A 25,594-nucleotide genomic window follows, 5' to 3' on the forward strand; every position below is an offset into this window, starting at 1 on the left:
CTGAGGACGAATAAAAACAAAGGATTATGTCTTCTGATTTACCCCAAACATCCGAAAACCACGTTTTTCGGGTGTTTGTCATCAGACTAAGGCCAGCATTATTGCTGGCCTTTCGCATTTCTACGGAACAGGATTCATTGCGGCATGGCGGCGAGTGGGATAATGGCGCCACGATGCTGGATCACCGTGCTGGCGGTGAGATGACCGCGCTGCGCCGCTTGCACGGCGTCGCCGCCGGTTAAGCGTACCGCCAGGTAACCCGCGCTGAAAGAGTCCCCGGCCGCCGTGGTATCCACTACTTTTTCTTTCGGCAGCCGTACCGCCGGGATTTCAAATTCGGTGCCTTCAGCGCTGAACACCAGGCAGGCCTCTGCCCCGCGTTTGATCACAATCTCCATTACGCCCAACTGCTGCGTGCGTTGCACCACCTGTTCCACCGGCTGTTTGCCCCACAGCAAATCCTCGTCATCCAGCGTCAGGAAGGCGATATCGGTGCAGGCCAGCACCTCGCGATAAGCCTGCTGCGTTTCTTCCCGGTTTTGCCACAGCCGCGGGCGATAGTTGTTATCGAAAATGACCTTGCCGCCGTTGGCGCGGCACTGGCGCAGTAATGCCAGCAGTTTGGTGCGGCTGGCCGCGTCGAGGATCGCCACGCTGATGCCGCTAAGGTATAGATAATCGAAGTGGGCCAGTTGTTCGCATAACGTCTCCGCCTGTGGGCTGGCCAGCCAGTAGCGGGCGGCGGCGTCATTGCGCCAGTAATAGAAAGTGCGTTCGCCGGCCTCATCGGTTTCGATCACGTACAGGCCCGGCAGCTTGTTTTCCAGCCGTTGAACCAGGCGCGTATTGACCTTCTCCTGTTGCCAGGCGTGCAGCATCTCATCGCTGAAACTGTCGGTGCCGAGCGCGGTAACGTAATGCACCTGCAGCGTGCTTTCTGCCACCTGGCGGGCAACGTAAACGGCGGTGTTTAGCGTATCGCCGCCAAAGCCGCGGCTAAGGTCCGCGCCTTTTTGCGACAGTTCAATCATGCATTCGCCGATCACGGCAAGATTCTGGGTGGTCATAGTCAACGAGCCCTGGCTGAAAGAAGAAGGTGAATGAATGCGAAACCCATCCAGTCTCAAGGCAAGGGGCGAGGGAGTCAACGAAAATAAAACAACGTTTTAATTTAATTATGACGACGATCGGGAAACTGAAAAATTTCCCGATCCGCAGACAAGAGTCCGCCGTTATTTAGCGGCTGCGCGCAGCTCGGTGACGCATTTGCCGCCGATGCCCCAGTTGTCGGTTTCTACTTCATCGATGACGACCACGGTGGTGGCCGGATTCTTCCCCAGCGTATCCACCAGCAGTTGTGTCACGCCGGCGATCAGCTGTTTCTTTTGCTCCGCTGTCGCACCTTCACGGGTAATTTTGATATTTACGTAGGGCATGTTTTTTTCCTTGGTTTTTTGTTATCGCTATTCACTGTAGAAGGCTTTTGCCGCCGCTTAAAGTTTTATCGCCTGCTGCCGATAAACCCAGGGAAGCAATCACGCAGACTGAGCGTTTTCATGTCCCTTCGATGGCGATAGTCCCAATGACAACCAAGATGATTTCTGGTCTGCTGGCGCCATTCCTTGCCGTATGCACACATATAAAAGCACAGCATTTTTGGCGGCAATGCCGGCGGCAGTATACTTTTCAGCCGATCTACCGCACCTGTGGCACTCTGCTGGCACTCGAACTGCTGACGGCGGTGTCTCATCCTGACGCACCGGACAAACCGCTGTCGCCGGAGCACTATTTTGCCGCCCTTGACGTGCGCAAGCGCCTGCAGATCATTCAGGAACAGCTGACGTTGCTCCAGCACTGGCAGCCGTTGTTGACCCGTCACGCGTTGATGGTGTCGGTCAATATCGACGGCATTGCATTGCAGGCGCTTCAGCGGCACGACGTGTTGCAACGACAGATTGCCAGCATGCCTTATCTGCGCTTCGAGCTGGTGGAGCACGCGGGAATGGCGTTGAACGGCCCGTTGCAGCAGATTGCCGGGGCCGAGCGGCTGTGGTTGGATGACTTCGGTAGCGGGCTGGCGAATTTCTCCGCCGTCAGTACCTGGCGCTATCAATACATCAAGGTGGCGCGTGAATTGTTCACCCTGCTTAAGCAGACGGAGGATGGCATTCAACTGCTCTCCACGCTGGTCAGAATAATGAACCAGCACAGCGAAGGAGTGATTGTAGAAGGGGTGGAAACCGAGCAGGAATGGCTGCTGGTGCAGCGCTCTGGTGCCCTGGCGGCGCAGGGGTACTACCTTTCCCGTCCGGCCCATTTCGACACTCTGCAAACCTTGCCCAGATTGTTTTCCGTGCCGGCTGCCTGATCCTCGTCCCCTAAAGCGTGAACTCTGGCCTATCCTCGGCTAGGCTTGATAACAGTTGCTTATCAATTGTTGGCAAGTTTCGCGTTCAGGGAGCCATTATGACAAAAACAGGAAAGGCGTTCACTTGGGTGGGCGGTATTGTGCTGCTGATCATCGTCGCGTTGGTGATCTTTGCGCTGGCCTTCGACTGGAATCGCCTCAAACCGACCATTAACGACAAGGTGTCTGCCGAATTGCACCGTCCGTTCGCTATCCGTGGCGACTTGGGTGTGGCCTGGACGCGCGACAAAGATGAAGGCGGTTGGCGTGCCTGGGTGCCATGGCCGCGTATTCATGCCGAAGATATCGTACTGGGTAACCCGGAAAATATCCCGGGCGACACTATGGTCCAGTTGCAGCGCGTCGAAGCCAGCATTTCGCCATTGGCGTTGTTGGGCAAAGAGGTGCTGATCCCGCGTATTTGGCTGAAGCAGCCGAACGCGAGCCTGCGGCGTCTGGCCAATGGCGAGAATAACTGGACCTTTAACCTGGCCGGCGATCCCAATCAGCCCCCGTCCGACTGGACGGTGAACGTTCATGACATCGTATTCGATAAGGGTCAGATTGCTTTTAAAGACGCCACGCTGAAGGCCGATTTCCGCGCTGAGATTGACCCGCTCGGCAAACCTTTGCCGTTCAGCGAAGTGACGGGCAAAAAAGACGCCAGCAAAGCCATCACGCCTGACTATGTTTTCGGTTGGAAGGTGAAGGGGACCTATAACGGTGAGCCGCTGGCCGGCAGCGGCAAGATCGGCGGTATGCTGTCGTTACAAAGTGCCGACTCGCCATTTCCGCTGCAGGCAGATGTGCGTTCCGGCTCAACCCGGGTAGTGGTAGCAGGTACGCTGTCCGACCCGATGAACCTCGGCGGGCTGGACTTGCAGCTTAAATTCTCCGGTGACAGCCTGGGGAATCTGTATGGCCTTACCGGCGTGCTGCTGCCGAATACTCCGCCTTACTCCACCGATGGTCACCTGAGTGCTCGCCTGCACGAGAAAGGCGGAGCCGTATTCCAGTACCAAAAATTCGACGGCAAAATCGGCGACAGCGATATTCACGGTGATTTGACCTATGTCGCCAGTAAACCCCGGCCGAAGCTAAGCGGTGAGGTACTGTCGAAGCAGCTGCGCTTCGCCGATCTGGCGCCGTTGATTGGCGCGGACTCCAACACCGAAAAAGCCGGACGCGGCGAAAAAAGCCGTCAGCCGGCCGGCAAGGTGCTGCCGGTAGAAAAGTTTGAAACCCAAAGCTGGAAGGTGATGGATGCGGACGTCAAATTCACCGCCAAGCGCATTGAGCACGGCAGCTCGCTGCCGCTGAGCGACCTCTATACCCATCTGCAGTTGAACAACGGCGCCATCCTGATGGATCCGCTGCGGTTCGGCGTGGCGGGCGGTAACCTCAACGCCACCCTGCGCCTCGACGGCAGCAAGAATCCGATGCAGGGTCGGGTGGATATGCACGCGCGGAAATTCCAGCTCAAGCAGCTGTTGCCGAACGTGGGATCGATGAAACGTAGCCTGGGGCAGCTGAACGGCGATGCCAAACTCACCGGCACGGGCAACTCGGTGGCGGACTTGCTGGCGACCAGCAGCGGCGATCTGCGGATGGTGATTAACAATGGGGTTATCAGCCGTAGCCTGATGGAAATTCTCGGGCTCAACGTCGGTAACTATCTGGTAGCGCAGCTCTTTGGCGACGACGTCGTGGGCATTAACTGTGCTGCGGCGGACATCGGGATCAGCACCGGTGTGGCGGCACCGCGGCTGTTTGTGTTCGATACCGAGAACGCGATTATCAATATCAGCGGCAATACCAATCTGGCCACGGAGCGGCTGGACCTGTCCATCGATCCAGAAAGTAAGGGGATGCGCGTGCTGACGCTGCGTTCGCCGCTGTATGTGAAAGGCACCTTCGCGCATCCGGACGCTGGGGTGAAGGCTGGTCCGCTGATTGCGCGCGGTGCGGCTGCGGTAGCGTTGGGCGTGGTACTGACGCCGGCAGCGGCATTGTTGGCGCTGGTTTCGCCGAGCGAAGGCGGTGAGGAAAACCAGTGCGGACAAATTCTGCAGCAGATGAAGAAGAAAAAATGACGGTTAATGGCCCGCACTGCGGGCCATTTTTATTGCAGAACCCGGCAGTCGTGATCCTGAATTTCTTCCGCCGAGGCCAGGGTAAACGGCAGCAAACTGCGTTCGGTGGTCAGCAGCAGGAAGTTGCCGCCCGGCAAAGCGGTCATTGCCAGGCCAAAACTGCCCATGCGGCCTTCGGATCGTGGTACCCCTTCTGCCAGCAGGCGGAAAGCCCCCTGTTTTTTCAGATCACTAGCGGTGACCTTACGTACCAGATAGTCGTGCCCCAGCAAGCCGCCGGGCATGGGTTCCCACTGTTCACTGTATTCTGTCGCATATCGCGCCAACTGCGTTTTTACCGCCGGTAACAGGCAGGAGATATGAATATGCAACTGATTCTGCGTTCGGCCATATTGCGAGTTAATCGCCAGCGAAATATCGGCGTCATCAATCTCTTTGCCGTATTTATCCGCCATAAAATGCCGTGCGGCCCAGGCTTGCTCAAAGAAGTTTGGGGTGGTGGCTTCCAGCACCTGCGGGCTTTCAATGCCGGTGATTTTGGCCGTTGGCATCAGTAAATACTGCAGTGGCCCGTTGCGGTCCTTAAACACCACAAAACCGGCCTGTGGGTCTACCTGCGCGCAAGGTGCTGGGTTGTTATGCGTTTGTTGGTTGGGCAGGCACTGTTGGCTGACGATACGCCATAGCGCGTTTGAATTGGAGGGTATTAGCCAGAACCAGCCAGCCAGCGCAATGGCGATCACCACCAATGGCACAACGTACCAAAACAGTCTGCGGCGCAGAGACATTATTGATTTCCATTTCTGTCAAAGAGGAAGGGTTCAGCATAGTCCGATTTTATGACAGGAGACAATACGGGAAGTGCGGCCCGCCTGATGGGGGCCGCGTAAGCGGGGTTACAGCGACTTGTCTCGGGTCTCTTTCATCAACAACAGGGCGATCAGCGTCAGGCTGGCCATGGCCGCCAGGTACAGACCGACATAGAACAGGCCGTAGTGCGTTGCCAGCCAGGTGGCGATATAAGGCGCTACCGCGGCCCCGAGGATTGACGCGACGTTATAGGAGAAGGATGCGCCGGTATAGCGAACCTCCGTCGGGAACAGCTCCGGCAGCAGCGCGCCCATCGGGCCGAAGGTCAACCCCATGATGCTCAGGCCGCACAGCAGGAAGCCCATCACCAGAGCCTGGTTTCCGGAACCCAGCATGCTCGGGAACAGGAAAGCGAAGGCGATCATCAGCAGAGTAATGACGATCATGGTCTTGCGACGGCCAAAGGCATCAGCCAGCAGACCGGCAATCGGTACCATAACGCCAAAGCCGATCACCGCCACCATCAGCATCCACAGGAAGCTGTTGCGCGAATAGCCCAAGCCCAGCGGCTGCGGCGTGGTGCCGTAGGTCATCGAGTAGACCGTCATCAGGTAGAACAGCGTATAGGTTGCCAGCATGATGAAGGTGCCGAGGATCGTCACCTTCAGGTGCTTGCTGAGCAGGGTGCCGAGCGGAATTTTCACCTGCTTGCCGGCTTTTGCCACCTTGGCGAATACCGGTGTTTCATGCAGTGACACTCGTACGTACAGCCCGATCAGCACCAGCGCGGCGGACAGAATAAACGGCACGCGCCAGCCCCATTCCATAAACTGCTGGTCAGTCAGCAACCAGGAGAGCAGCAGGAAGGTCCCGTTGGCGAAGAAGAAGCCGATAGGCGCACCCAGCTGCGGGAAGGAACCGTACAGCGCCCGTTTTCTGGCCGGGGCATTCTCGGTGGCCAGCAAGGCTGCGCCGCCCCATTCCCCGCCCAGGCCCAGACCCTGACCGAAGCGCGCCAGCGCCAGCAGGATTGGTGCGAAGATACCAATGGTTTCGTAGCTTGGCAGCAGGCCGATCAGCACGGTGGAAATCCCCATGGTCAGCAGCGAGGCGACCAGGGTCACCTTACGCCCAACGCGATCGCCGAAGTGGCCGAACAGCGCCGAACCAATAGGGCGCGCAACGAAAGCGACGGCGAAAGTGGCCAGCGACTGCAGCGTGGCGGTCGTGGGATCGCCCTGTGGGAAGAAGATATGCGGGAAAACGATCACCGCAGCGGTGGCGTAAATGTAAAAATCGAAAAACTCGATAGCGGTCCCGACCAGCGAGGCGACAATCACTTTTCCGCGTGAGTTAACCGGTGTTGACGCGTCGTCGGCGTCCAGAGTTGGTGCGATGGAGGCTTGCATAATATTTCTTATATTTTGAATTTGTAAAAATCCATCTTAGTCACAGCAAAATGCCTTTTCAATGATGAAACTTTGTACAATGCGGCGATTAACCGGTTAAAAAGCTTAATGTTTCATCACTGCGTTTCCGCATAGATTTTAACGTTGCCAAATGAATGATTCGCAGACTGAACATCTGTAAAAGGCGAAAAGAAAAGTTAGGCTGTAGTTTGTTATGCTGATTCTGGCAGGTAAGTTGGTTTCTTATTAGTTTTATATGCTGGTTTAATTGCTTAAATGCAAAATAAAAAACCGGCCGCATGAAAGTGGCCGGTATGATTGCGTTGATTTACGGCGCGGATTGTTCTGAGGTTGGCAGGGTTTTATCCTCTTTATATTGCGCGGTGGCGATCCAGGCGGCGCAAAACAGCGTCAGTCTGGCGAAGAAATAGAAAAACGCCATCAGCCCAATCACCGAACCAAAGGCGGCCCCGGAAGGGGATTTAGCCACCTGTGGCAGCGTCATGGTCATCACAAACTTAATCACTTCGAAACCGATAGCGGCAAGCAGCGTGCCCCGCAGCAACGCCTTTTTCTTCGGCTTATGCCGTGGCAGCATCCAGAAGATCCACAAAAACAGCAGGTAGTTGGCAAAGATGGAGATCGACAGCGCAATCAGCGTCATGGCCGGTCGCAGCCATTCTATGCCTTCCAGACCCAGCGCCTGCACGATCGCCGCCTGCGCCGAACCGGCAATGGAGGTCAACGTCAGGGTGATAATCAGCGCCACCACCAGACCGGTCAGCGAGATAAAATCGCGGGTGTATTTGAAATAGATTTTTTCCTGATCCTGCGGATTGCGCTCCCAGACGTCACGCGACTGTGCACGGATCGCCTCTCGCAGGTTGCCCATCCAACTGATCCCCGAATACAGCGCCAGCGCCAGGCCGGTCAGCCCCACGGTGGTACGTTGCTGAATGGCGGTATTGACGGTGTTTTTCAGCGTGCCGGCCAGGGTCGGATCGCTGATGCTGCCGACAATTTTATTGATCAGCCCGGTGAGCAGGTCCGGATTGGATGCCAACACAAAACCGACGGCGGCAAATGACACCATCAGAATCGGGATCAGCGAAAGAAACGAGAAATAGGTGATGGCAGCGCCGAATTGGCTGCCCAGGCGATCGTTAAAGCGCTCGGTGGCGCGCAGCAGGTGAGCGATGCTTGGCCAGGCCTTGATGCGTTCGACCAGGCGTGAAAATCCGGAAATGCGCCGGTCAAGGGTCTGGTGGCCGGTCTTGATGTCGATCAGCGGTTTTTGCGGCGCTTCACTGTTGGGCTGACGGGGGTCTTTATCTGATCCTGTAGGCATTACGTCACGATATCCTTAACGATAAATAGGCTGTCTCAATGTTGATTATAGCCAAAAGGCTCGCCGTTTTGGCCGCCGGGGCCGATAACCGGCTAATTTGTGAGCTTAGCGCGTTCACTCCCCCGGTGAAATGTTGCAGCCTGCCGATGGGTAAAATTCTTATGTCAGCCGCGTTCCAGCGCGGTTTTTTTCATTCTCCGACCTTCAATTTTTATCTGTTTCATCACCAAGAAAGCGTTTACTCATGATGTGGCGCGGCGGTTTACCAGTCGCCGCGCAACTGCAGCCGTAGGGGCTGGAACGGTTTCAACTGTTAACACGAGAGAAAATGGAAGGTCATATGAAATTACTTAATCACCCCACCTGTCGCCCGTTTACCGAAGCGGGCAATTTGACCCAGATATCCGCCTACTATGAGGAGGAACGGCACATCATGTGGATGCTGCTGCGTGCTGAACCGCGCCCTTGCTTCAATCAGGCGTTAATCGAAGACATCATGACGCTGGCGCAGGCAGCAAAAGAGTCTTCAATGCAGTTTGATTTTTGGGTCACCGGATCGCTGGTGCCCAATATGTTCAACGTCGGTGGCGATCTGCAGTTCTTTGCCGAGGCCATTAAAAACCGCAAGCGCGAGGCGATGATGGCTTACGCACGTGCCTGCATTGACTGCGTGCATGCGGCGGCGCGCGGGTTTGATACCGGTGCGGTCAGCATTGCGATGGTGGAGGGCAGCGCCCTGGGGGGCGGCTTCGAAGCGGCGTTGGCACACCATTTCGTGCTGGCACAGAACAACGCGCGGATGGGTTTTCCGGAAATTGCGTTCAACCTGTTCCCCGGCATGGGGGGATATTCGCTGGTGGCACGCAAGGCAGGTATGCGCCTGGCGGAAGAGCTGATCTGGGGGGGCGAGTCGCACACCGCTGAATGGTTTGAAAGCCGTGGCCTGGTCGATCAGTTGTTCCAGCCCGGCGATGCTTATGTGGCGACCCGCACCTTCATCGATACCATCCGGCCCAAATTGAACGGGATGCGCGCCATGCTACGCGCCCGTCAGCGGGTGCTGCAGCTCACGCGTTCGGAGCTGATGGATATTACCGAGGATTGGGTGCATTCGGCCTTCACCATCGAGGAGAAAGATCGTGCCTATATCGAGCGTCTGGTTATGCTACAAGACCGCCACACGCTAAACCTGCGTCGTGCAGGCTAACATTACCTGGCCCGCATCAGGCTGAGGAGGGATGCGGGCAATAAGATTGCAGCCAATGTTCCAACTGGTCCGGGAGCATTGGCCGCGCAAACAGAAATCCTTGTTTCTCATCCACACCGACTTCATCCAGAAACTGATTTTCGCTTTCGGTCTCTACACCTTCGGCAATCACCCGGAACCTGAGCGCTTCGGCCGCCGCGACGATGGCGCGCACCAGCGACTGCGAAACCGGATTGCAATTCACCCCGCGCACGAAGCTTTTATCCAGCTTGATGGCATCCAGCGGAATGCGGGCCAACTGGGCCAAAGAAGAGTAGCCGGTGCCAAAATCATCGAGATGCACCTGCGCTCCCAGATCGCGTAACCGCGTGATCACTTCGCGGGCACGTTTTTCATCCTCAATCAGGCTGCTTTCCGTGAGTTCGAAGTCGAGCAGGCAGGGGGCCAGGTGATTGCACTGCAATACCTGAGCGAGATCTTCAACGATGGAATCATCAACCAACTGCCGTGCGGAAAGATTCACTGCCACCCGCAGATTCAAGCCCTGTCGCTGCCACTGTGCGGCCTGTCTGGCGGCGGTTTGCAGCACCCAGCGCCCGAGTGGGCCTATCAGACCGGATTCTTCGGCATAAGAGATAAACTGCAACGGTGGGATCAGGCCGCGCTCGGGTGAATCCCAACGCACCAAAGCTTCTACGCTGCACACCTTGCCGCTGAGCGCCTCGATTTTGGGCTGGTAGTACACCACCAGTTGATCTTGTTCCAACCCCTTTCGCAGGTTGGTATCCAGCCACATGTATTCCGCGACGCGTTTGTTCATTTCCGGCGAGAACACGGTATAGGTGCGTTTGCCGTGCTCTTTGGCGACGTACATGGCGGTATCAGCACTGCGGATCAGGCTGTCGAGATCGTTACCATGTTCGGGGCATAGCGCAATGCCAATCGAACAGCCGGTATAGACCTCGATAAGGCCGATACGAAAGGGGGTCTTCAAGCGGTCGATAATGCGCTGGGCCAGCCGTTGCAACATCTCGCGATCGGCCTGCTGGGCAAGCACCAGAAACTCATCGCCCCCCAGGCGAGCCAGCGTTTGGTCTGGCGCGAGGCAGCCAAGCACCGCCAACGACACCTCCACCAATAAACGGTCGCCGAACATATGGCCGTAAGCGTCATTAACTTTCTTAAAGTTGTCGAGATCGAGATACACCAGACCGACATGATTGCCGTCGCGTGCGGCGATTGCCTGGGTGATTTTGTCCTGAATGGCATTGCGATTGGGCAGGCCGGTAATAATGTCGGTATTGGCCAATACCCGCAGTCGTTCCTGAGCGCGACGCTCTTCGGTGATGTCGGTGCCGGAGCAAATCAGGAACACCTCATTTTTACCGCTGCCGCTGTGGACGAACTTGTTGCGAAACAAGAACAGCCGTTCCCCCTTCACCGTTTTGATCCAACGTTCCACCTCATAGGATGATCCGTTGCGAAAAAAACCGGCGATGTTTCGCCGCGATGCCGCCGCTTCTTCCGGGCTCATAAACAGCTGAAAGACGTTTTTACCAATAACATCATGTTCGTGCAGGCCGGTGTACTCTTCGCTCAGTCGGTTAAAGCGCTGAATACGACCATGTTGGTCAACAATCACAATCACCGAATTGGCTTCTGACACCACCTGTTCGGCAAAAGACAGGCCGTGTACCAGATCGCGGGCGACCGATTGGGTGTCGCTGAAGGCCGAGGCGGTACCCGCCCATTCCTGATTATTGATCCTGCGCCCGACCAGATGCAGATGTATCGGCTCACCCCCCAGCGTGATGGTGATATCAAGGCTGGCGGTAATGCCGGTCAGACGGCGGATTTTGGCTGCCTGCATGGCGCTGAGCGCCACGGCCATATGGGTTTTGCCTTTCACTGCCGACAGCGCCAGGGCATTGCTGTCAAACGCCAACCGCCAATATGGGCTGTTGGTGCCGAAGTGGGCATTAAGAAGCATAGGGCCTTGGTCTGCGAACATGATGATTCCTCAAAATGGCACGACAGCCAGCCTGTGCGATGGGCACAGCAGCAAATTCTGGCTCGGTAGTGGCCGTAGTGCACGTATCTCCATCATATAACACGTTTTTCACGGGCAGAGGATGAAACTATTATATGACCAATAATTAGTTTTGCAGTGTAAACGTCGCGTTGCCGCCGCTGCAGAAGGCTGCGTTGCGCATCGGATCCTGACGATCTCACTGGGGGTGGATACAATCTTAAGTGTAAGTGAGAACCTGCGCTTTCGAGAGATTCGTACGATTGCTGCTTTCGATGCCGTCGTCATCTTGTTGCAGGACGGTTGCAGTGGATAAGCCTAAATTATAATAAAGACGGGCATTGACAGGAATAACCCCATCGGGGGGAAAGCAAAATCAGGTGATCGTCAGGCCAGGGGAAACCAAAATTTCCAGATAATAAACAACATCTCCATAATTCATTCATTATTGTCGAATAAACCTGTTTCGGGCTTTAATAAATTTACACACCATCGCATTACTATATGTTTATCGGCCTATTATTATCTCCGACGAAAGATGAGCCTGTTCACGTACAGCGCTCCTGATGAAGAATAATTTTAAGGAAATGATCATGCGTAAACTGACCGCTTTATTTGTCGCTTCTACTCTGGCTCTGGGTTCTGCTTCCATGGCTTTCGCTGCAGATACGACAGCGGCACCTGCGACGACAGATGCCACTCCGATGAAAATGATGCACCACAAAGGTGAGGGTAAAGGCGGACCATTCGCCGGTCTGAACCTGACTGAACAGCAGCGCCAACAAATGCGCGATATCATGAAAGAGTCGCATCAGAAACGCGGTGCGGGCATGAAAGAGGAGCGTCAGGCCTTGCATAGCCTGGTCGCCTCCGACAGCTTCGATGAAGCCAAAGCGAAAGCCCAAATTGATGCCATCAGCAAAACTCAGTCCGAGCATATGCTGGAGCGCGCCAAAGCTGAAAATAAAATGTACAACCTGCTGACCCCAGAGCAGAAAAAACAATACAATGAGAATTATCAGAAACGCGAACAGAAAATGATGGACCACATGAATAACATGAAGTCGAAAATGACGACTGAACAGAAATAATTTCATGCGGTAAGTAAAAAGGGCCAGATTAATTCTCTGGCCCTTTTTTTGGATTAAAGAACCTTTCCGTTGATAAGGCCCGTGGAAGAAACTCATTCGGCAGGCTAGTAACCGAGCAGAATTGTTCGATCACGATCTGGGCAAAACGCGGGTCATTAATATGATAAGCGGTTTTTACCAACACATCTTTTGCTGGTGGGCCGCACAGTGGCTCCCGGCGTATCGATAAAAGCGGCCAGCGCCTGTGGATCCCGAAACGGCTGCCGCGGCGCGTCCAATGTGGGTACACCGCAAGCCGGGATCATGAAGCGCACTTCGCCTGTGCAGGCATTCATTACTGGCGAAAGTCATTATTCCGCAGGCTGAAGAAGATGCGATGAACAGCAAAAAACCGTTAGCATGATAATCCAATTTTCAATGGTCTGCTCCGTGTAAACCAGCATATTTCACTGAGTGAATATTGATAATTCTTATAATTAAAAGAAATAATAAACGCATTTTATGCTTTTTTTTAATGGTCGACGGAGGCGAGTTTGTCGGCTTTTGTTATTTGATTTATTTCTATTTATCATTTGATTAGCTTTTCATCTCGCCAGGAGGGGCTCATTCTTCCCGCCCGTTTTCGGTCATTCAAAATCCTTATGTCTTTCCTTCCTTTTTTCTAACAATGACGTTCCCCCGTTAGGCGTTTGCCTTATTGACCCATAAGGCGCGCTTGAGATTGTTGTGCTTTATTTATTTGGTGTTACGAAACTGTTACACAAAAAAACCAATAAAACATTTGCAAACAACAATGGACGGTATCTGGGATGGAAAATAAACGTAGAGGAGTCAAGCCTGTTCAGGCGGCCTTCGGCTGGCCTGAAATTGGCGTTAGCCGCGCCCAGTGGAGCGCGATGCTTTTTTGCCTGGCAACCATCGGTGGGGCGCAGGCTGCGCCCTATATCGAGAATGGCAAGCAGGGCGATCCCGCCAGTTGGCGCAGTAAGGAATTTAATGCCGAATGGGGGCTGGGGGCCATCCACGCCGATCAGGCCTACGCCGCCGGTTATACCGGCAAAGGCGTTAAGCTCGGCATTTTCGATCAGCCGGTATATGCCAAACACCCGGAGTTCGGCAGTCAGGACAAAGTGATCAACCTGGTCACGACGGGGATCCGCGAATATACCGATCCCTATATCCCGGTGAAGAAAGGCGATGCATTTCGCTATGACGGCACGCCAAGCGTGGATTCCGACGGCACTCTCGGCTCGCACGGGACCCACGTAGGCGGCATCGCCGCCGGTAACCGCGACGGCGGCGAGATGCACGGTGTGGCGTTTAACGCGCAAATCATCAGTGCGGAGAACGGGGATCCGGGGCCGGAAGACGGCATCATTCTCGGCAACGATGGCGCGGTATATCAGGCCGGTTGGAACGCGTTGATCGCCAGCGGTGCGCGCATCATCAACAACAGCTGGGGTATCGGCATTACCGAGAAATTTGATCAGGGTGGTAAAGATCCAGCCTATCCGCATTTCACCCTTGCCGACGCGCAGAAACAGTTCGACCAAATCAAACAGATCCTCGGTACTAAAGCCGGTGGTGCTTATCAGGGGGCGATCGATGCGGCGCGCAGCGGCATTGTCACCATCTTTGCCGCCGGTAACGATTACAACCTGAATAACCCGGACGCGATGGCCGGTTTGGCCTATTTCGTGCCGGAGATCGCGCCGAATTGGCTGTCGGTCGCCAGCCTGCAGGATCCGAATAACACCGGTGATTACAGCATCAGCAGCTTCTCCTCCCGCTGTGGCTATACTGCCAGCTTCTGTGTTTCCGCTCCGGGCAGCAAGGTGTACAGCTCGATTATCGAAGGCAATAGCGTAGATAACCTGACCACCGGCTATGCCAAATACAGCGGAACTTCAATGGCCGCACCGCACGTGGCAGGCAGCATTGCAGTGCTGATGGAACGCTTCCCCTATATGACCGGCGCACAGGTGGCTTCGGTGCTGAAAACCACCGCGGTTGATATGGGCGCACCGGGCATTGATGCGCTTTACGGCTGGGGGATGATTGATTTGGGCAAAGCGATCCACGGCCCGGGGATGTTTGTCACCGAACAGGATATCCCGGAGGAGTTCCGCGTGAGCGGTGCCTACGGCCCGGAGCAATTTGTGGTGAATCTGCCAGGCATCGGTGCAGTACTGGACAAAGGCAAACCTACCGAGCGTGTGTGTGACGATATTCATTGCGGGTTGGATGTCTGGAGCAACGATATTTCCGGTCACGCCGGTCTGACCAAGGTGGGCATCGGCACACTGGTGCTGACCGGCAATAACAGCTACGCAGGCCCAACCCTGGTCAATCAAGGCCTGCTGGCGGTAAATGGTTCGGTGACTTCGGACGTGACGGTGCAAAGCGACGGCGTACTGGGCGGTTCCGGTACGCTGGGTTCGTTAACTGCCCGTAGCGGCGGTACCGTGGCGCCGGGCAATTCGATCGGCACGCTGAACGTGACTCGTGACGTCAGCTTCGAACCAGGCTCCCGTTACGCGGTGGAAGTGGCAGCGAACAGCCAGAGCGATCGGATCCAAAGTAACGGATCGGCAACGATCGGCGGCGGTGAGGTGGCAGTGTTGCAAGAAAAAAACGTCAATCTACTTTCGCAGGGCAACGCAGGCAGTCTGATCGGCCGGCAGTTCAACATTCTCACCGCCCAGCAGGGTATCAGTGGGCAGTTTACCTCCACATCGACCTTCTCTCCCTTCCTGGGGGCCGAACTGACCTACCAGCCGAATCAGGTAACGCTCAACGTCGGCCGTAATGACACCAGTTTCGCCAGCGTGGCGGCAACGCAGAACGAGCGGGCGGTGGCGGCAGCGGCAGATGCGCTGGCGGCGGGCAATCCGGTGTTTGAAAGCATCCTCAACGCCGGTTCGACGGGGGAAGCGCGGCAGGCGTTCCGCCAGCTGTCGGGGCAGATCCACGCGGATATCGCTTCGGCACAGGTCAACGACAGCCGCTACCTGCGCGACGCGCTGAACGGCCGTTTGCGTCAGGCGGAAGGGCTGGCGACCTCGCCGGACATCAAGGCTGACGACGACGGTGGCGCCTGGGCGCAGCTGCTGGGGGCCTGGGACCACGCGTCGGGCGATGCCAACGCCACGGGCTATCAGGCATCCACCTACGGCGTGCTGGTGGGGCTGGACTCGCCGCTGGCGGACGAATGGCGGTTAGGGGTCGCGACCGGTTATACCCGCACCTCGCTGGACGGCGGTTATGGCTCGGATGCTGACAGCGACAACTACCACCTGGCGGTGTACGGCGGCAAACAGTTCGGTGAACTGGCGCTGCGTGCCGGCGGGGGTTACACCTGGCACCGTTTCGATACCTCACGCTCGGTGAACTACGGCATGCAGTCAGATCGCGAAACCGCGAAGTACAGTGCGCGCACCGAGCAGGTGTTCGCCGAAGCGGGATACAGCATAAAAGCGGCCTGGGTGAATCTGGAGCCGTTCGCCAACCTGGCGTACATCAACTTCCAGAACAACGGCATCGCGGAAGACGGTGGGGCAGCGGCGCTGCACGGTGACAAACAACACACCGACGCGACGGTCTCGACGCTGGGGCTGCGTGCGGACACCGAGTGGCAGGCGAGCAAAACCACTGCGGTGGCGCTGCGCAGCGAGCTGGGTTGGCAGCATCAGTACGGCGATCTGGATCGCGGTACCGGGCTGAAGTTCAACGGCGGCAGCTCACCGTTCGTGGTGAACAGCGTGTCGGCGTCGCGTGACGGTGCGGTGCTGAAAGCCAGTGCGGAAGTGGCGGTGAACAAGAACGCCACGCTGTCGCTGGGCTACGGCGGGCTGCTGTCGCAAAACTACCAGGACAACAGCGTTAACGCCGGTTTTACCTGGCATTTCTGATCTTAAAAAACAAACGGAACAACCGTCCCGCTGGGGCGGTTTTTACCAAAAACAACAAGGGATAAGGGAATGAAGCAATCTGCAGGAAACAACAAACCGGCATTGGCGCCGACATGGAAACTGAACGCCCTGTTATGCGCGTTGTTGGCCGCCGGTGGTGCACAGGCCGCGACCTATACCGAAGGGGGGAGGAGCGGCGATCCGGCCAGTTGGCGCAGCAATGAATTCAATGCTAACTGGGGGTTGGGGGCTATCCATGCCGACGAGGCTTACGCGGCAGGTTATACCGGCAAAGGGCAAAAGGTGGGGATCTTCGATACCCCGGTGAACCAGCATCCGGAATTTGCCGGTGACGGCAAGCTGACTAACGTTGTCACCGAAGGCTATCGCGCCTATACCGATCCGCATCGTGAGGGGATTAAGGCCGGCGATCGCTTTTACTTTGACGGTACTTTCCATTTTTACAGTGGTTCACAGGGGCAGTTAAGTAACCACGGCGTCCATGTTGCCGGTATCAGCGGTGCCAACCGTGACGGCACCGGCATGCACGGCGTCGCCTTTGATTCGCAAATCATCAGCGTCGATAACGACAATGACGGCCCGGCCTACGGTGAGTTCCTCGGGCTGGATGGCAGCGTGACCAACGCGGGCTGGCAGGCGATGATCAACAACGGCGTGCGGGTGATCAACAACAGTTGGGGCGTCAGCATTCCGGATTTTCTTTCGGATAATGGCAAGAAACCCGATGCGCTGCATTTCGAGCTGAAAGACGCGCAGGAACAGTTTGATCAGGTGAAACCCTTGCTGGGCAGCCTGGCGGGGGCGGGTTATCAGGGGGCTATCGATGCGGCACGTAAAAATATTCTGGTGTTGTTCGCCGCCGGTAACGACGGCAACTACAACCAACCGGATGTGATCAGCGGCCTGGCCTATTTTGTGCCGGATATTGCGCCTAACTGGCTGTCGGTTGCCAGCGTCGCGCAGGATGACGCCTCCACCAACAGCGTGCCTTACACCATCAGCAGCTTCTCTTCGCGTTGCGGCTATACCGCCAGCTTCTGCGTCTCCTCGCCGGGCAGTAAAATCTACAGCACGGTAGCCAACGGTTCAGATCCGAACCAGTTGGTCTCCGACTATGGCAATAAAAACGGTACCTCAATGGCGACGCCGCACGTGACCGGCGCAGTCGCCGTATTGCTGCAGCGTTTCCCGTACATGACGTCGGCGCAAATTGCCGATGTGCTTAAAACGACCGCGACCGATATGGGGGCTCCGGGCATCGATGCCTTGTATGGCTGGGGGATGATCAATCTGGGCAAGGCGATTAACGGTCCGGGCATGTTCTATACCGTCGATGATATCCCCGAGGAGTTTCGTATTCCGGACCCGACGGGCGTGGCTTATGGCTCGTCGCAATTTGTCGCCAATATTCCTGGCATGGGGGCGATCATCGATGAGGGTACGTTGCATGCCAGAGTCTGCGATGACTACCACTGCTCGCTTGAAGTGTATTCCAACGATATTTCCGGTCATGCTGGCCTGACCAAAGTGGGCCAGGGGGCGTTGGTACTGACCGGTAACAACACCTACTCCGGCCCGACGTGGGTCAATACCGGCCTGCTGGCGGTAAATGGTTCGGTAACTTCGGACGTGACGGTACAAAGCGCCGGCGTGCTGGGCGGTTCCGGTACGCTAGGGTCGTTGACCGCGCGCAGCGGCGGTACCGTGGCGCCGGGCAATTCGATCGGCACGCTGAACGTGACTCGTGACGTCAGCTTCGAACCAGGCTCCCGTTACGCGGTGGAAGTGGCAGCGAACGGCCAAAGCGATCGGATCCAAAGTAACGGATCGGCAACGATCGGCGGCGGTGAAGTGACGGTATCGCTGGAAAACAGCAGCAACCTGCTGTCGCAAAACGAGGTTCGCAGCCTGCTGGGTCAGCAGTACAACATTCTGACCGCCCAGCAGGGTGTTCGCGGGCAGTTTGACTCTGTGGCGCCGAACTACCTGTTCTTGGGCACCGGGCTGACCTATCAGCCGAATCAGGTAACGCTTAACGTCGGCCGTAATGACACCAGCTTCGCCAGCGTGGCAGCAACGCAGAACGAGCGGGCGGTGGCGGCGGCGGCAGATGCGCTGGCGGCGGGTAATCCGGTGTTTGAAAGCATCCTCAACGCCGGTTCGGCGGGGGAAGCGCGGCAGGCGTTCCGCCAGCTGTCGGGGCAGATCCACGCGGATATCGCTTCGGCACAGGTCAACGACAGCCGCTACCTGCGCGACGCGCTGAACGGCCGTTTGCGTCAGGCGGAAGGGCTGGCGACCTCGCCGGACATCAAGGCTGACGACGACGGTGGCGCCTGGGCGCAACTGCTGGGGGCCTGGGACCACGCGTCGGGCGATGCCAATGCCACGGGCTATCAGGCATCCACCTACGGCGTGCTGGTGGGGCTGGACTCGCCGCTGGCGGACGAATGGCGGTTAGGGGTCGCGACCGGTTATACCCGCACTTCGCTGGACGGCGGTTATGGCTCGAATGCTGACAGCGACAACTACCACCTGGCGGTGTACGGCGGCAAACAGTTCGGTGAACTGGCGCTGCGTGCCGGTGGGGGTTACACCTGGCACCGTTTCGATACCTCACGCTCGGTGAACTACGGCATGCAGTCAGATCGCGAAACCGCGAAGTACAGTGCACGCACCGAGCAGGTGTTCGCCGAAGCGGGATACAGCATAAAAGCGGCCTGGGTGAATCTGGAGCCGTTCGCCAACCTGGCGTACATCAACTTCCAGAACAACGGCATCGCGGAAGACGGTGGGGCGGCGGCGCTGCACGGTGACAAGCAACACACCGACGCGACGGTCTCGACGCTGGGGCTGCGTGCGGACACCGAGTGGCAGGCGAGCAAAACCACTGCGGTGGCGCTGCGCAGCGAGCTGGGTTGGCAGCATCAGTACGGCGATCTGGATCGCGGTACCGGGCTGAAGTTCAACGGCGGCAGCTCACCGTTCGTGGTGAACAGCGTGTCGGCGTCGCGTGACGGTGCGGTGCTGAAAGCCAGTGCGGAAGTGGCGGTGAACAAGAACGCCACGCTGTCGTTGGGCTATGGCGGGCTGCTGTCGCAAAACTACCAGGACAACAGCGTCAACGCCGGTTTTACCTGGAAGTTCTGATCCAACACATTTCACTTTCGGGATTTAAACCCACAGGGCCAGCTTGCTGGCCCTATTTTTTTGCATGGTTTCCCCGCAGGCGGCGGTGTGGAGCGGCAGGGTTAAGGTAAAAATAAGGCAAGAAAAAACCGAGACCCTTGCGGATCTCGGTTCAAATGCGGGTAAAACAGATTAGCGCTACGGCTCAAGTTTCGGTGAGGGTCTGTTGCATACATTCTCTCAGTACAGCAACCGAAATGAGCTTTCCCTGGTGTTATTGTGATTATTGGTGATGCGATTTCACTATTGTTATATTTTTATTGTGGTGTTGCTGTGTGTCTCTTCTGATACCATGTTTGACTATATAATGTGGTATGTCAAGCAATGTTTAGATAATACATTGTACCATATACCAGTTTTAGATCGCTTTTTTGCACGGCAAGTATGAAAACGACTGAAAAAACAGCAAAAAAATCGAAGGAAAAAATGGATAACAATCATCAGAAATTCGATTCACAGTCGATTGCAAACCGGGTCAGGGAACTGTTTGTACATTATGGGATTGGTAAGCGGCAGCATGCCAAGGAGCTCAGCCGTATTCTGGATCTGAGTTTTTCGCATGCGCATCGCAAGCTGAAAGGGCAAAGTCCCTGGACTCTGGAGCAGATTAACGACGTCGCGGCGGCATTAGGGGAAACGCCGGCTGCGATCGTAGATACCGGTGCTGAACATGACGTCTCCGCGCAAACTATTGCACGTGATGCCATCTTTTACGTGGGCGGGGTGGAATTAGCCTGCGTCGGTTATATCGGCCATGAGCTGATTGGCGGGCGGACTGCGGAATATGTCGCACTGCAGCAGGCTGGGCAATGGGGCATTTATCGCGCGGATGATGCACCGCAGGGGCAACGCTATTGTGTGGAACTGATAGAGGTTCGCCCCGCCGCCGTCGAAGACGAGCGTTTGAGCATTGCGGTGCTCGATGATTCGCATCTGGCGGCCGATGAGCTGACCAAATACCTAAACGGGCGCGGTTTCCATGCCGTGGCATTTTACGACGTCAGCAGCTTTTGTCAGGCACTGCAGCAAAGCCTGTTCGATGGTTACGTGGTCGACTGGTTGATCGGTCAGGAAACGGCAGATCGCTGTATTGAAACCATCCGCGCGTCGGATAACCCAGACGCGCCGGTTTTAGTGCTTACCGGTCAGTTGGGTACCGACCAGCGGGAGTCTGAAATCGCCAGGGCGATGCGTGACTATGACGTGCTGGGCCCTTATGAAAAACCCGTGCGGCTCCACGTTATCGAAGCCGCACTGTTGCGGTGCTTCAACCTTTAGCAGCGAGCAGTGAAGCCAGTGCGGATGACAAGGCGTCCAGCCGAACCGGTTTCATTAAATAGTTGTCGAACAGCGCCCGCTGTTCGACAGACAGTTGCTCCGGGGTGTAGGCGCTGATGCCGATAATCGGGATATGGCGGTTGGGGCCACGTTGGTCACGCAGTTTTTTAGCCAGTGCGGCCCCATCGATTCCCGGCATTTGCAGATCCAGCAGCAACGCGTCGTAAGGACGCCGCAGCAGTTTTTGCAGCGCTCTTTCAGACGAGTTGCACAGCTCATGCTGATAGCCGAGCTTGTCCAGCAGCGCCGAGAAGGCGTCACTCACCGATTTATTGTCATCGACGACCAAGATATGCTGCTGTTTCTGCGGCAAACTTTGCTGGTGGAGCGGTGTTTCACCCAACTCCTCCTCGTTACTGACTTCTACCGGAATGCTGACGATAAAGGTGCTGCCTTTTTTGATTTCGCTGTAGACGGTAATGGTGCCGTTGAGCAGCGTCACCAGCCCGTGCACAATCGCCAACCCCATGCCGACGCCGCCATACTGGCGGGTATGTGATTGATCAAGCTGGGTGAAGGGCCGGAATATCTGATCCAGCATTCCCTTTTCGATACCAATCCCGGTATCGGTGACCTCAATAATCAGCGAACTGCCGGTAGCCTGGCTGCGCAAGCAACTATGCAGCGTGATGGTGCCGCTTTCGGTGTATTTGAACGCATTGGTCAGCAGATTGACGATAATTTGCCGGATGCGCAGCGGATCGGAATGTATCTGCAGATGGCCGCATTCCACTTCACACAGCAAAGTGACCTGATCTTTCTGGCGCAGCATTTTGATTTCATTCGCCGTTTCTTCAACCAGCCGCTGGGCATCGAAGGGAGCGATACGCAGTTCCATCATACCGCTGTCGAGATGGGCGTAATCGGTCAGGTCTTTCATCTGACTTTCAATTTGCTGTGCGGCGGTTTCCAGCCTTTGGAAAGTGTCCGCGTGCTCGGCCGACACCTGGGTATTCACCAGCACATCAATGGCGGACATGATGCTCTGTAGCGAGGTGCGTAGCTCGTGGCCGATGGCGCCCAGAAAGGCATTTTTGGTGCGGGTGGCTTTTTCCGCCTCAATGGCCTTGGCCTGCTGGCGGATGGTCAGGCGCTGCTGACGCAGCACAATCAGCGTGATGGCGATCAGCGCGATCACTGAAAACATCACGATCACCAGACCATAGAAAATGATGTGTCGTTTCTCGATATAGTCTTCGTAGGCAGCGGTGCGCTGCTTCACTTCGGCATGATCGGTCAGGTTAGCCATCTCAATCGCATAGGGCTTGATTTGCTTCATCGCCTGCGAAATCAGAGAGAAATCAATTTTCGGGCTGTTCAGCAAATTATCAATCTGATCCATTTTCTCGCGCATGTGCGTGACGACTTCGGGATAACCCGGTTCGGCATACAGCGGCTGGGTGGATTCGGAGACCGTTTCCAGCACGTAAAAGCGCGAATAAAGGATTTCAAATTTGAGCCGAAGATCTTCGCTATCCACCTGCGGTGCGTTTTTCAACTGTTCGACCAGCGTGTCGAATTCCGCCAGCTTGATCGAGAATTTGGCGATCGACCAGGAGTAATTTTCCTGCGTGCCAGCGATAGCATACAACCCTTTTTTCGACAGGGTCGCGCTGTAGTAATACAGCGTCACCGTAGAGGCAACCAGAAACAGTGCGGCAAAGATAGCCGGGATCGCCAGCCTGCTGCCGCTTTTAAACCCTGTGAGCTTCATTTGATTACGATCCTGTCCACTTGCCAGATGAAGCGCGAGTTGTAGAGCGGAGAATTTAGCTCAGGCCCGGCGGCATCCCTCGGGTAAACCAAAAACAGCGGGCCGAAGTTTCTGATCTTCAGCATAACGCCGTCCATTTTGTAAGCCAAAATCATGTTGTATTTTTCGACATCGGACAGCGGCACGTCGATGTAATAATCGTTCAGCGCATAAAATGTCAGCGTGCTGCCTTTGGCGCCGACGCGCGCCAAAATGTCCGCCACGCCAATCCCCTCGAACTTTCTTTGCGGCGTCCAGGAGGTAGAGGTGGTGATGCTGCGCACCGGCATTGCCAACAGTTGTTTATCGGTAAACAGATAGCTTTTCTTTACCGGATCGGTGGTGTTTTCGATGTTTCCCGCGACTTCCAGGGTGAAACTTAGCGCGCTGGTTTGAAGGATGGCCAGCGCAAAAAATGCCCACAGCGTGTTTTTAAACAGATTGAACAGCATCAATGTTCTCCAGAGTCGCGGATGCTTGCATGAGCCTTGCCCATATATCAGGCAAAATAATGGCAGAAAATAGAGGGCGGTGTCGAAGTAAAGGGTAAAGAGGACGAAAAGAAAAGGCCAGGGGGTTAACCTGGCCTGAGTTTTAGCGGGTGCCCAAGCTTAGCGCATGGTCACAAACTCTTCTGCGGCGGTCGGGTGGATCGCCACGGTGTTGTCGAAGTCTTTCTTGGTCGCACCCATTTTAATGGCTACGGCAAAGCCCTGCAGGATCTCGTCCATGCCGAAACCGATGCCGTGCAAGCCGACGATTTTCTCTTCCTTGCCCACGCAGACCAGCTTCATGCGGCACGGTTGACGGTGCTGCGTCACGGCGCTGTACATGGCGGTGAAGGAAGATTTGTACACTTTCACGTTGTCCGCACCGAATTTCTCAATCGCTTCCGGTTCGGTCAGGCCAATGGTGCCGATCGGCGGGTGGCTGAACACCACGGTGGCGATGTTGCTGTAATCCAGGTGCTCTTCCGGCTTGTTGTTGAACAGGCGTTCGGACAGGCGACGGCCTGCGGCTACGGCAACCGGAGTCAGCTCGACGGCGCCGGTGTTGTCGCCCACGGCGTAAATCCCTTTTACGTTGGTATTTTGGTATTTATCGACGTCGATGTAGCCTTTTTCGTTGGTTTTCACCCCGGTAACGGCCAGGTTCAGGTTATCGGTTGCCGGTTCGCGGCCAATCGCCCACACCAGGCTGTCGACGGTGAATTCCTTGCCGTTTTCCAACTGTAACGTCAGGCTGCCGTCGGCGTTTTTGACGATGGCTTTTGGCACGGATTCCGTGTGCAGGCTTGGCCCTTCGGTGTTCATCACTTCCACCAGAGTCTCGACAACCATCGGGTCGAAAGTCCGCAGTGGCGCGTGTTTACGCACGAATAGGTGGGTTTCAGCCCCCAGCGCGTTCAGCACGCCGGCGATTTCTACTGCGATATAACCAGCACCCACCACCGCAACGCGTTTTGGCATGGCGTCCAGATCGAAGAAACCGTCTGAATCGATGCCGTATTCTGCACCCGGAATGTCAGGGTGGCTTGGACGGCCGCCGGTGGCGATCAGGATATGGTCGGCAGTGATTTTTTCACCGTTCACTTCCACCGTGTGGGCGTCGACAAAGCGCGCGAAGCCTTTGATCACGTCGACTTTGTTTTTACCCAGCACGTTGTCGTAGGAATTATGGATGCGGTCGATATAAGCGGTGCGGTTGGCGACCAGCTTCTTCCAGTCAAACGCGTTGACGGTGGTATCGAAACCGTAATCCGGGCCGTACAGGTGGATGGCCTCGGCGATTTGCGCCGCATGCCACATAACTTTTTTCGGTACACAACCCACGTTTACGCAGGTGCCGCCCAGTTCTTTGGCTTCAATCAGTGCGCATTTCTGGCCGTACATGGCTGCCCGGTTGATCGATGCGATGCCGCCGCTGCCGCCGCCAATTGCTAGATAATCGTAATGTTTGGTCATCTGGGATTTCCATGAATTGTGTGAATCGAAGAGCGTAAGAGTTTAACGCCTGATGCAGGTTTGTCGCAAAGATTGCGTCAATGGCTGTGATAGGTGGGGTAAAGGCGCGGCAGGCCGCGCCCCGGAAGCTTATTCCGGCACTACCCAGTTCACCAAATGGTGGCCATTACCTGACGGCACCAGGGTTTTGTGCAGCCATGGCAGCACGTTTTTCATCTGTTGTTCCAGCTTCCACGGCGGGTTAATCACAATCATGCCTGAGGCGGTCATGCCGCGCTGGTCGCTGTCGGGTCTTACCGCCAGTTCGATCTGCAGAATATTGCGGATGCCGGTGGCTTCCAGGTCTTTCAGCATGCGCTTGATTTGCTGGCGCATCACCACCGGGTACCACAGCGCGTAGGTGCCGGTGGCAAAGCGCTTGTAGCCTTCCTGCAGGCCTTTTACCACGTCCTGGTAATCGGTTTTCATTTCGTACGGCGGGTCCATCAGGATCAGCCCGCGGCGCGACAGCGGCGGCAGTTGGGATTTCAACTGCTGGTAGCCATCGGCGCGTTGCACCTTGGCACGCTCGTCCTTCTGGAACTCACTGCGCAGCAACGGGAAGTCGCTCGGGTGCAGTTCGGTCAGGTGAATTTTATCCTGCGGACGCAGCAGCTGACGGGCAATCAGTGGCGAGCCAGGGTAGTAACGCAGCCTTTCGGTGCGGTTAAAGTTGTGCACTACGCTCATGTAGGCTGCCAGCTCTTGCGGCAGGTCATCACGTTGCCACAGCAGACCGATGCCTTCCAGGTATTCCCCGGTGCGCTCGGCGTGTTCACCGCTCAGCTGATAGCGACCTGCGCCGGAGTGGGTATCCAGGTACAGGAACGGCTTCTCTTTTTCTTTCAGCGATTCGATGATCAGGCTTTGAACGGTGTGCTTAAGCACGTCGGCGTGGTTGCCGGCGTGGAAACTGTGGCGGTAACTTAACATGGCTTGTGGTAATTCCTTGTGCTCCCGACGGAGCCTGCTGAACAGAATAAAG

17 protein-coding genes and 1 pseudogene are annotated in these 25,594 nt (G+C 56.1%); 7 read left to right on the plus strand and 11 right to left on the minus strand.

What is annotated here, in order from left to right; genetic code table 11:
* Positions 1-134: 134 nt before the first annotated feature.
* Positions 135-1,067, minus strand: coding sequence for a 2-dehydro-3-deoxygluconokinase (kdgK, locus tag AC1RKC_RS20895; RefSeq protein WP_116691607.1), 933 nt, complete (start codon positions 1,065-1,067; stop codon positions 135-137).
* A gap of 165 nt (positions 1,068-1,232) precedes the next feature.
* A complete protein-coding gene (locus tag AC1RKC_RS20900; protein ID WP_020837477.1) occupies positions 1,233-1,436 on the minus strand; it encodes a 2-hydroxymuconate tautomerase family protein in 204 nt (67 codons plus the stop codon).
* 146 nt (positions 1,437-1,582) lie between these two features.
* Here AC1RKC_RS20900 and pdeH point away from each other — a divergent pair, with 146 nt between their 5' ends.
* Complete coding sequence (gene pdeH, locus AC1RKC_RS20905; RefSeq protein WP_082144866.1) at positions 1,583-2,368, plus strand: cyclic-guanylate-specific phosphodiesterase; 786 nt, start codon at positions 1,583-1,585, stop codon at positions 2,366-2,368.
* Between the two features lie 98 nt (positions 2,369-2,466).
* Entirely contained in the window at positions 2,467-4,500 is a 2,034-nt protein-coding gene (locus AC1RKC_RS20910) for an AsmA family protein (RefSeq protein ID WP_187962047.1), read from the plus strand.
* A gap of 29 nt (positions 4,501-4,529) precedes the next feature.
* Here AC1RKC_RS20910 and AC1RKC_RS20915 read toward each other — a convergent pair.
* The 3 genes and pseudogenes from AC1RKC_RS20915 to yhjD all read right to left on the minus strand — a co-directional run.
* Positions 4,530-5,297 (minus strand): annotated as a pseudogene (locus AC1RKC_RS20915) (CDP-diacylglycerol diphosphatase); the annotation flags it as partial.
* A 99-nt stretch (positions 5,298-5,396) separates the two neighbouring features.
* Positions 5,397-6,719: an MFS transporter gene (locus tag AC1RKC_RS20920; protein WP_020837472.1), complete on the minus strand. Its 1,323-nt coding sequence runs from the start codon at positions 6,717-6,719 to the stop codon at positions 5,397-5,399.
* Between the two features lie 328 nt (positions 6,720-7,047).
* Positions 7,048-8,067, minus strand: a complete 1,020-nt coding sequence (gene yhjD, locus AC1RKC_RS20925) for an inner membrane protein YhjD (protein WP_020837471.1) — start codon at positions 8,065-8,067, stop codon at positions 7,048-7,050.
* Positions 8,068-8,407: 340 nt separating this feature from the next.
* Here yhjD and AC1RKC_RS20930 point away from each other — a divergent pair, with 340 nt between their 5' ends.
* Positions 8,408-9,274, plus strand: a complete 867-nt coding sequence (locus AC1RKC_RS20930; RefSeq protein WP_493092706.1) for a crotonase/enoyl-CoA hydratase family protein — start codon at positions 8,408-8,410, stop codon at positions 9,272-9,274.
* A gap of 16 nt (positions 9,275-9,290) precedes the next feature.
* Here AC1RKC_RS20930 and pdeR read toward each other — a convergent pair whose 3' ends face one another.
* A complete protein-coding gene (pdeR, locus tag AC1RKC_RS20935; protein ID WP_046374906.1) occupies positions 9,291-11,285 on the minus strand; it encodes a cyclic di-GMP phosphodiesterase in 1,995 nt (664 codons plus the stop codon).
* Positions 11,286-11,896: 611 nt separating this feature from the next.
* On the opposite strand from pdeR, the gene spy reads away from it, so the two are divergent.
* The gene (gene spy, locus AC1RKC_RS20940) at positions 11,897-12,394 is read left to right on the plus strand and encodes an ATP-independent periplasmic protein-refolding chaperone Spy (RefSeq protein ID WP_020837467.1); all 498 of its coding nucleotides are present in this window, start codon (positions 11,897-11,899) and stop codon (positions 12,392-12,394) included.
* A gap of 155 nt (positions 12,395-12,549) precedes the next feature.
* Here the strand turns inward: spy and AC1RKC_RS20945 are convergent, their stop codons facing one another.
* Positions 12,550-12,729, minus strand: coding sequence for a Tm-1-like ATP-binding domain-containing protein (locus tag AC1RKC_RS20945; RefSeq protein WP_404780612.1), 180 nt, complete (start codon positions 12,727-12,729; stop codon positions 12,550-12,552).
* A 561-nt stretch (positions 12,730-13,290) separates the two neighbouring features.
* Between AC1RKC_RS20945 and AC1RKC_RS20950 the strand changes: the two genes are divergently transcribed.
* The 3 genes from AC1RKC_RS20950 to AC1RKC_RS20960 all read left to right on the plus strand — a co-directional run bounded on the left by AC1RKC_RS20950 (position 13,291) and on the right by AC1RKC_RS20960 (position 20,793).
* Entirely contained in the window at positions 13,291-16,305 is a 3,015-nt protein-coding gene (locus tag AC1RKC_RS20950) for an autotransporter outer membrane beta-barrel domain-containing protein (protein WP_493092729.1), read from the plus strand.
* Between the two features lie 69 nt (positions 16,306-16,374).
* On the plus strand, positions 16,375-19,476 hold the full coding sequence (locus tag AC1RKC_RS20955; RefSeq protein ID WP_493092707.1) for an autotransporter outer membrane beta-barrel domain-containing protein: 3,102 nt from the start codon (positions 16,375-16,377) through the stop codon (positions 19,474-19,476).
* Between the two features lie 465 nt (positions 19,477-19,941).
* Entirely contained in the window at positions 19,942-20,793 is an 852-nt protein-coding gene (locus AC1RKC_RS20960) for a helix-turn-helix domain-containing protein (protein WP_044554851.1), read from the plus strand.
* On the opposite strand, the gene AC1RKC_RS20965 is transcribed toward AC1RKC_RS20960, so the two are convergent.
* From AC1RKC_RS20965 to AC1RKC_RS20980, 4 genes are all read right to left on the minus strand, one after another.
* Complete coding sequence (locus AC1RKC_RS20965) at positions 20,783-22,567, minus strand: ATP-binding response regulator (protein WP_493092709.1); 1,785 nt, start codon at positions 22,565-22,567, stop codon at positions 20,783-20,785. The two genes, AC1RKC_RS20960 and AC1RKC_RS20965, sit on opposite strands and share 11 nt — an antisense overlap.
* Complete coding sequence (locus AC1RKC_RS20970) at positions 22,564-23,058, minus strand: putative pterin-binding protein (protein ID WP_020837458.1); 495 nt, start codon at positions 23,056-23,058, stop codon at positions 22,564-22,566. The genes AC1RKC_RS20965 and AC1RKC_RS20970 overlap by 4 nt, the downstream gene beginning before the upstream one ends.
* A 159-nt stretch (positions 23,059-23,217) precedes the next feature.
* On the minus strand, positions 23,218-24,570 hold the full coding sequence (gene gorA, locus AC1RKC_RS20975) for a glutathione-disulfide reductase (protein WP_046374911.1): 1,353 nt from the start codon (positions 24,568-24,570) through the stop codon (positions 23,218-23,220).
* A 129-nt stretch (positions 24,571-24,699) separates the two neighbouring features.
* The gene (locus tag AC1RKC_RS20980) at positions 24,700-25,542 is read right to left on the minus strand and encodes a 23S rRNA (adenine(2030)-N(6))-methyltransferase RlmJ (RefSeq protein ID WP_020837454.1); all 843 of its coding nucleotides are present in this window, start codon (positions 25,540-25,542) and stop codon (positions 24,700-24,702) included.
* Positions 25,543-25,594 lie beyond the last annotated feature (52 nt).

It is taken from the genome of Serratia sp. GW822-FHT06E05 (assembly GCF_058799445.1).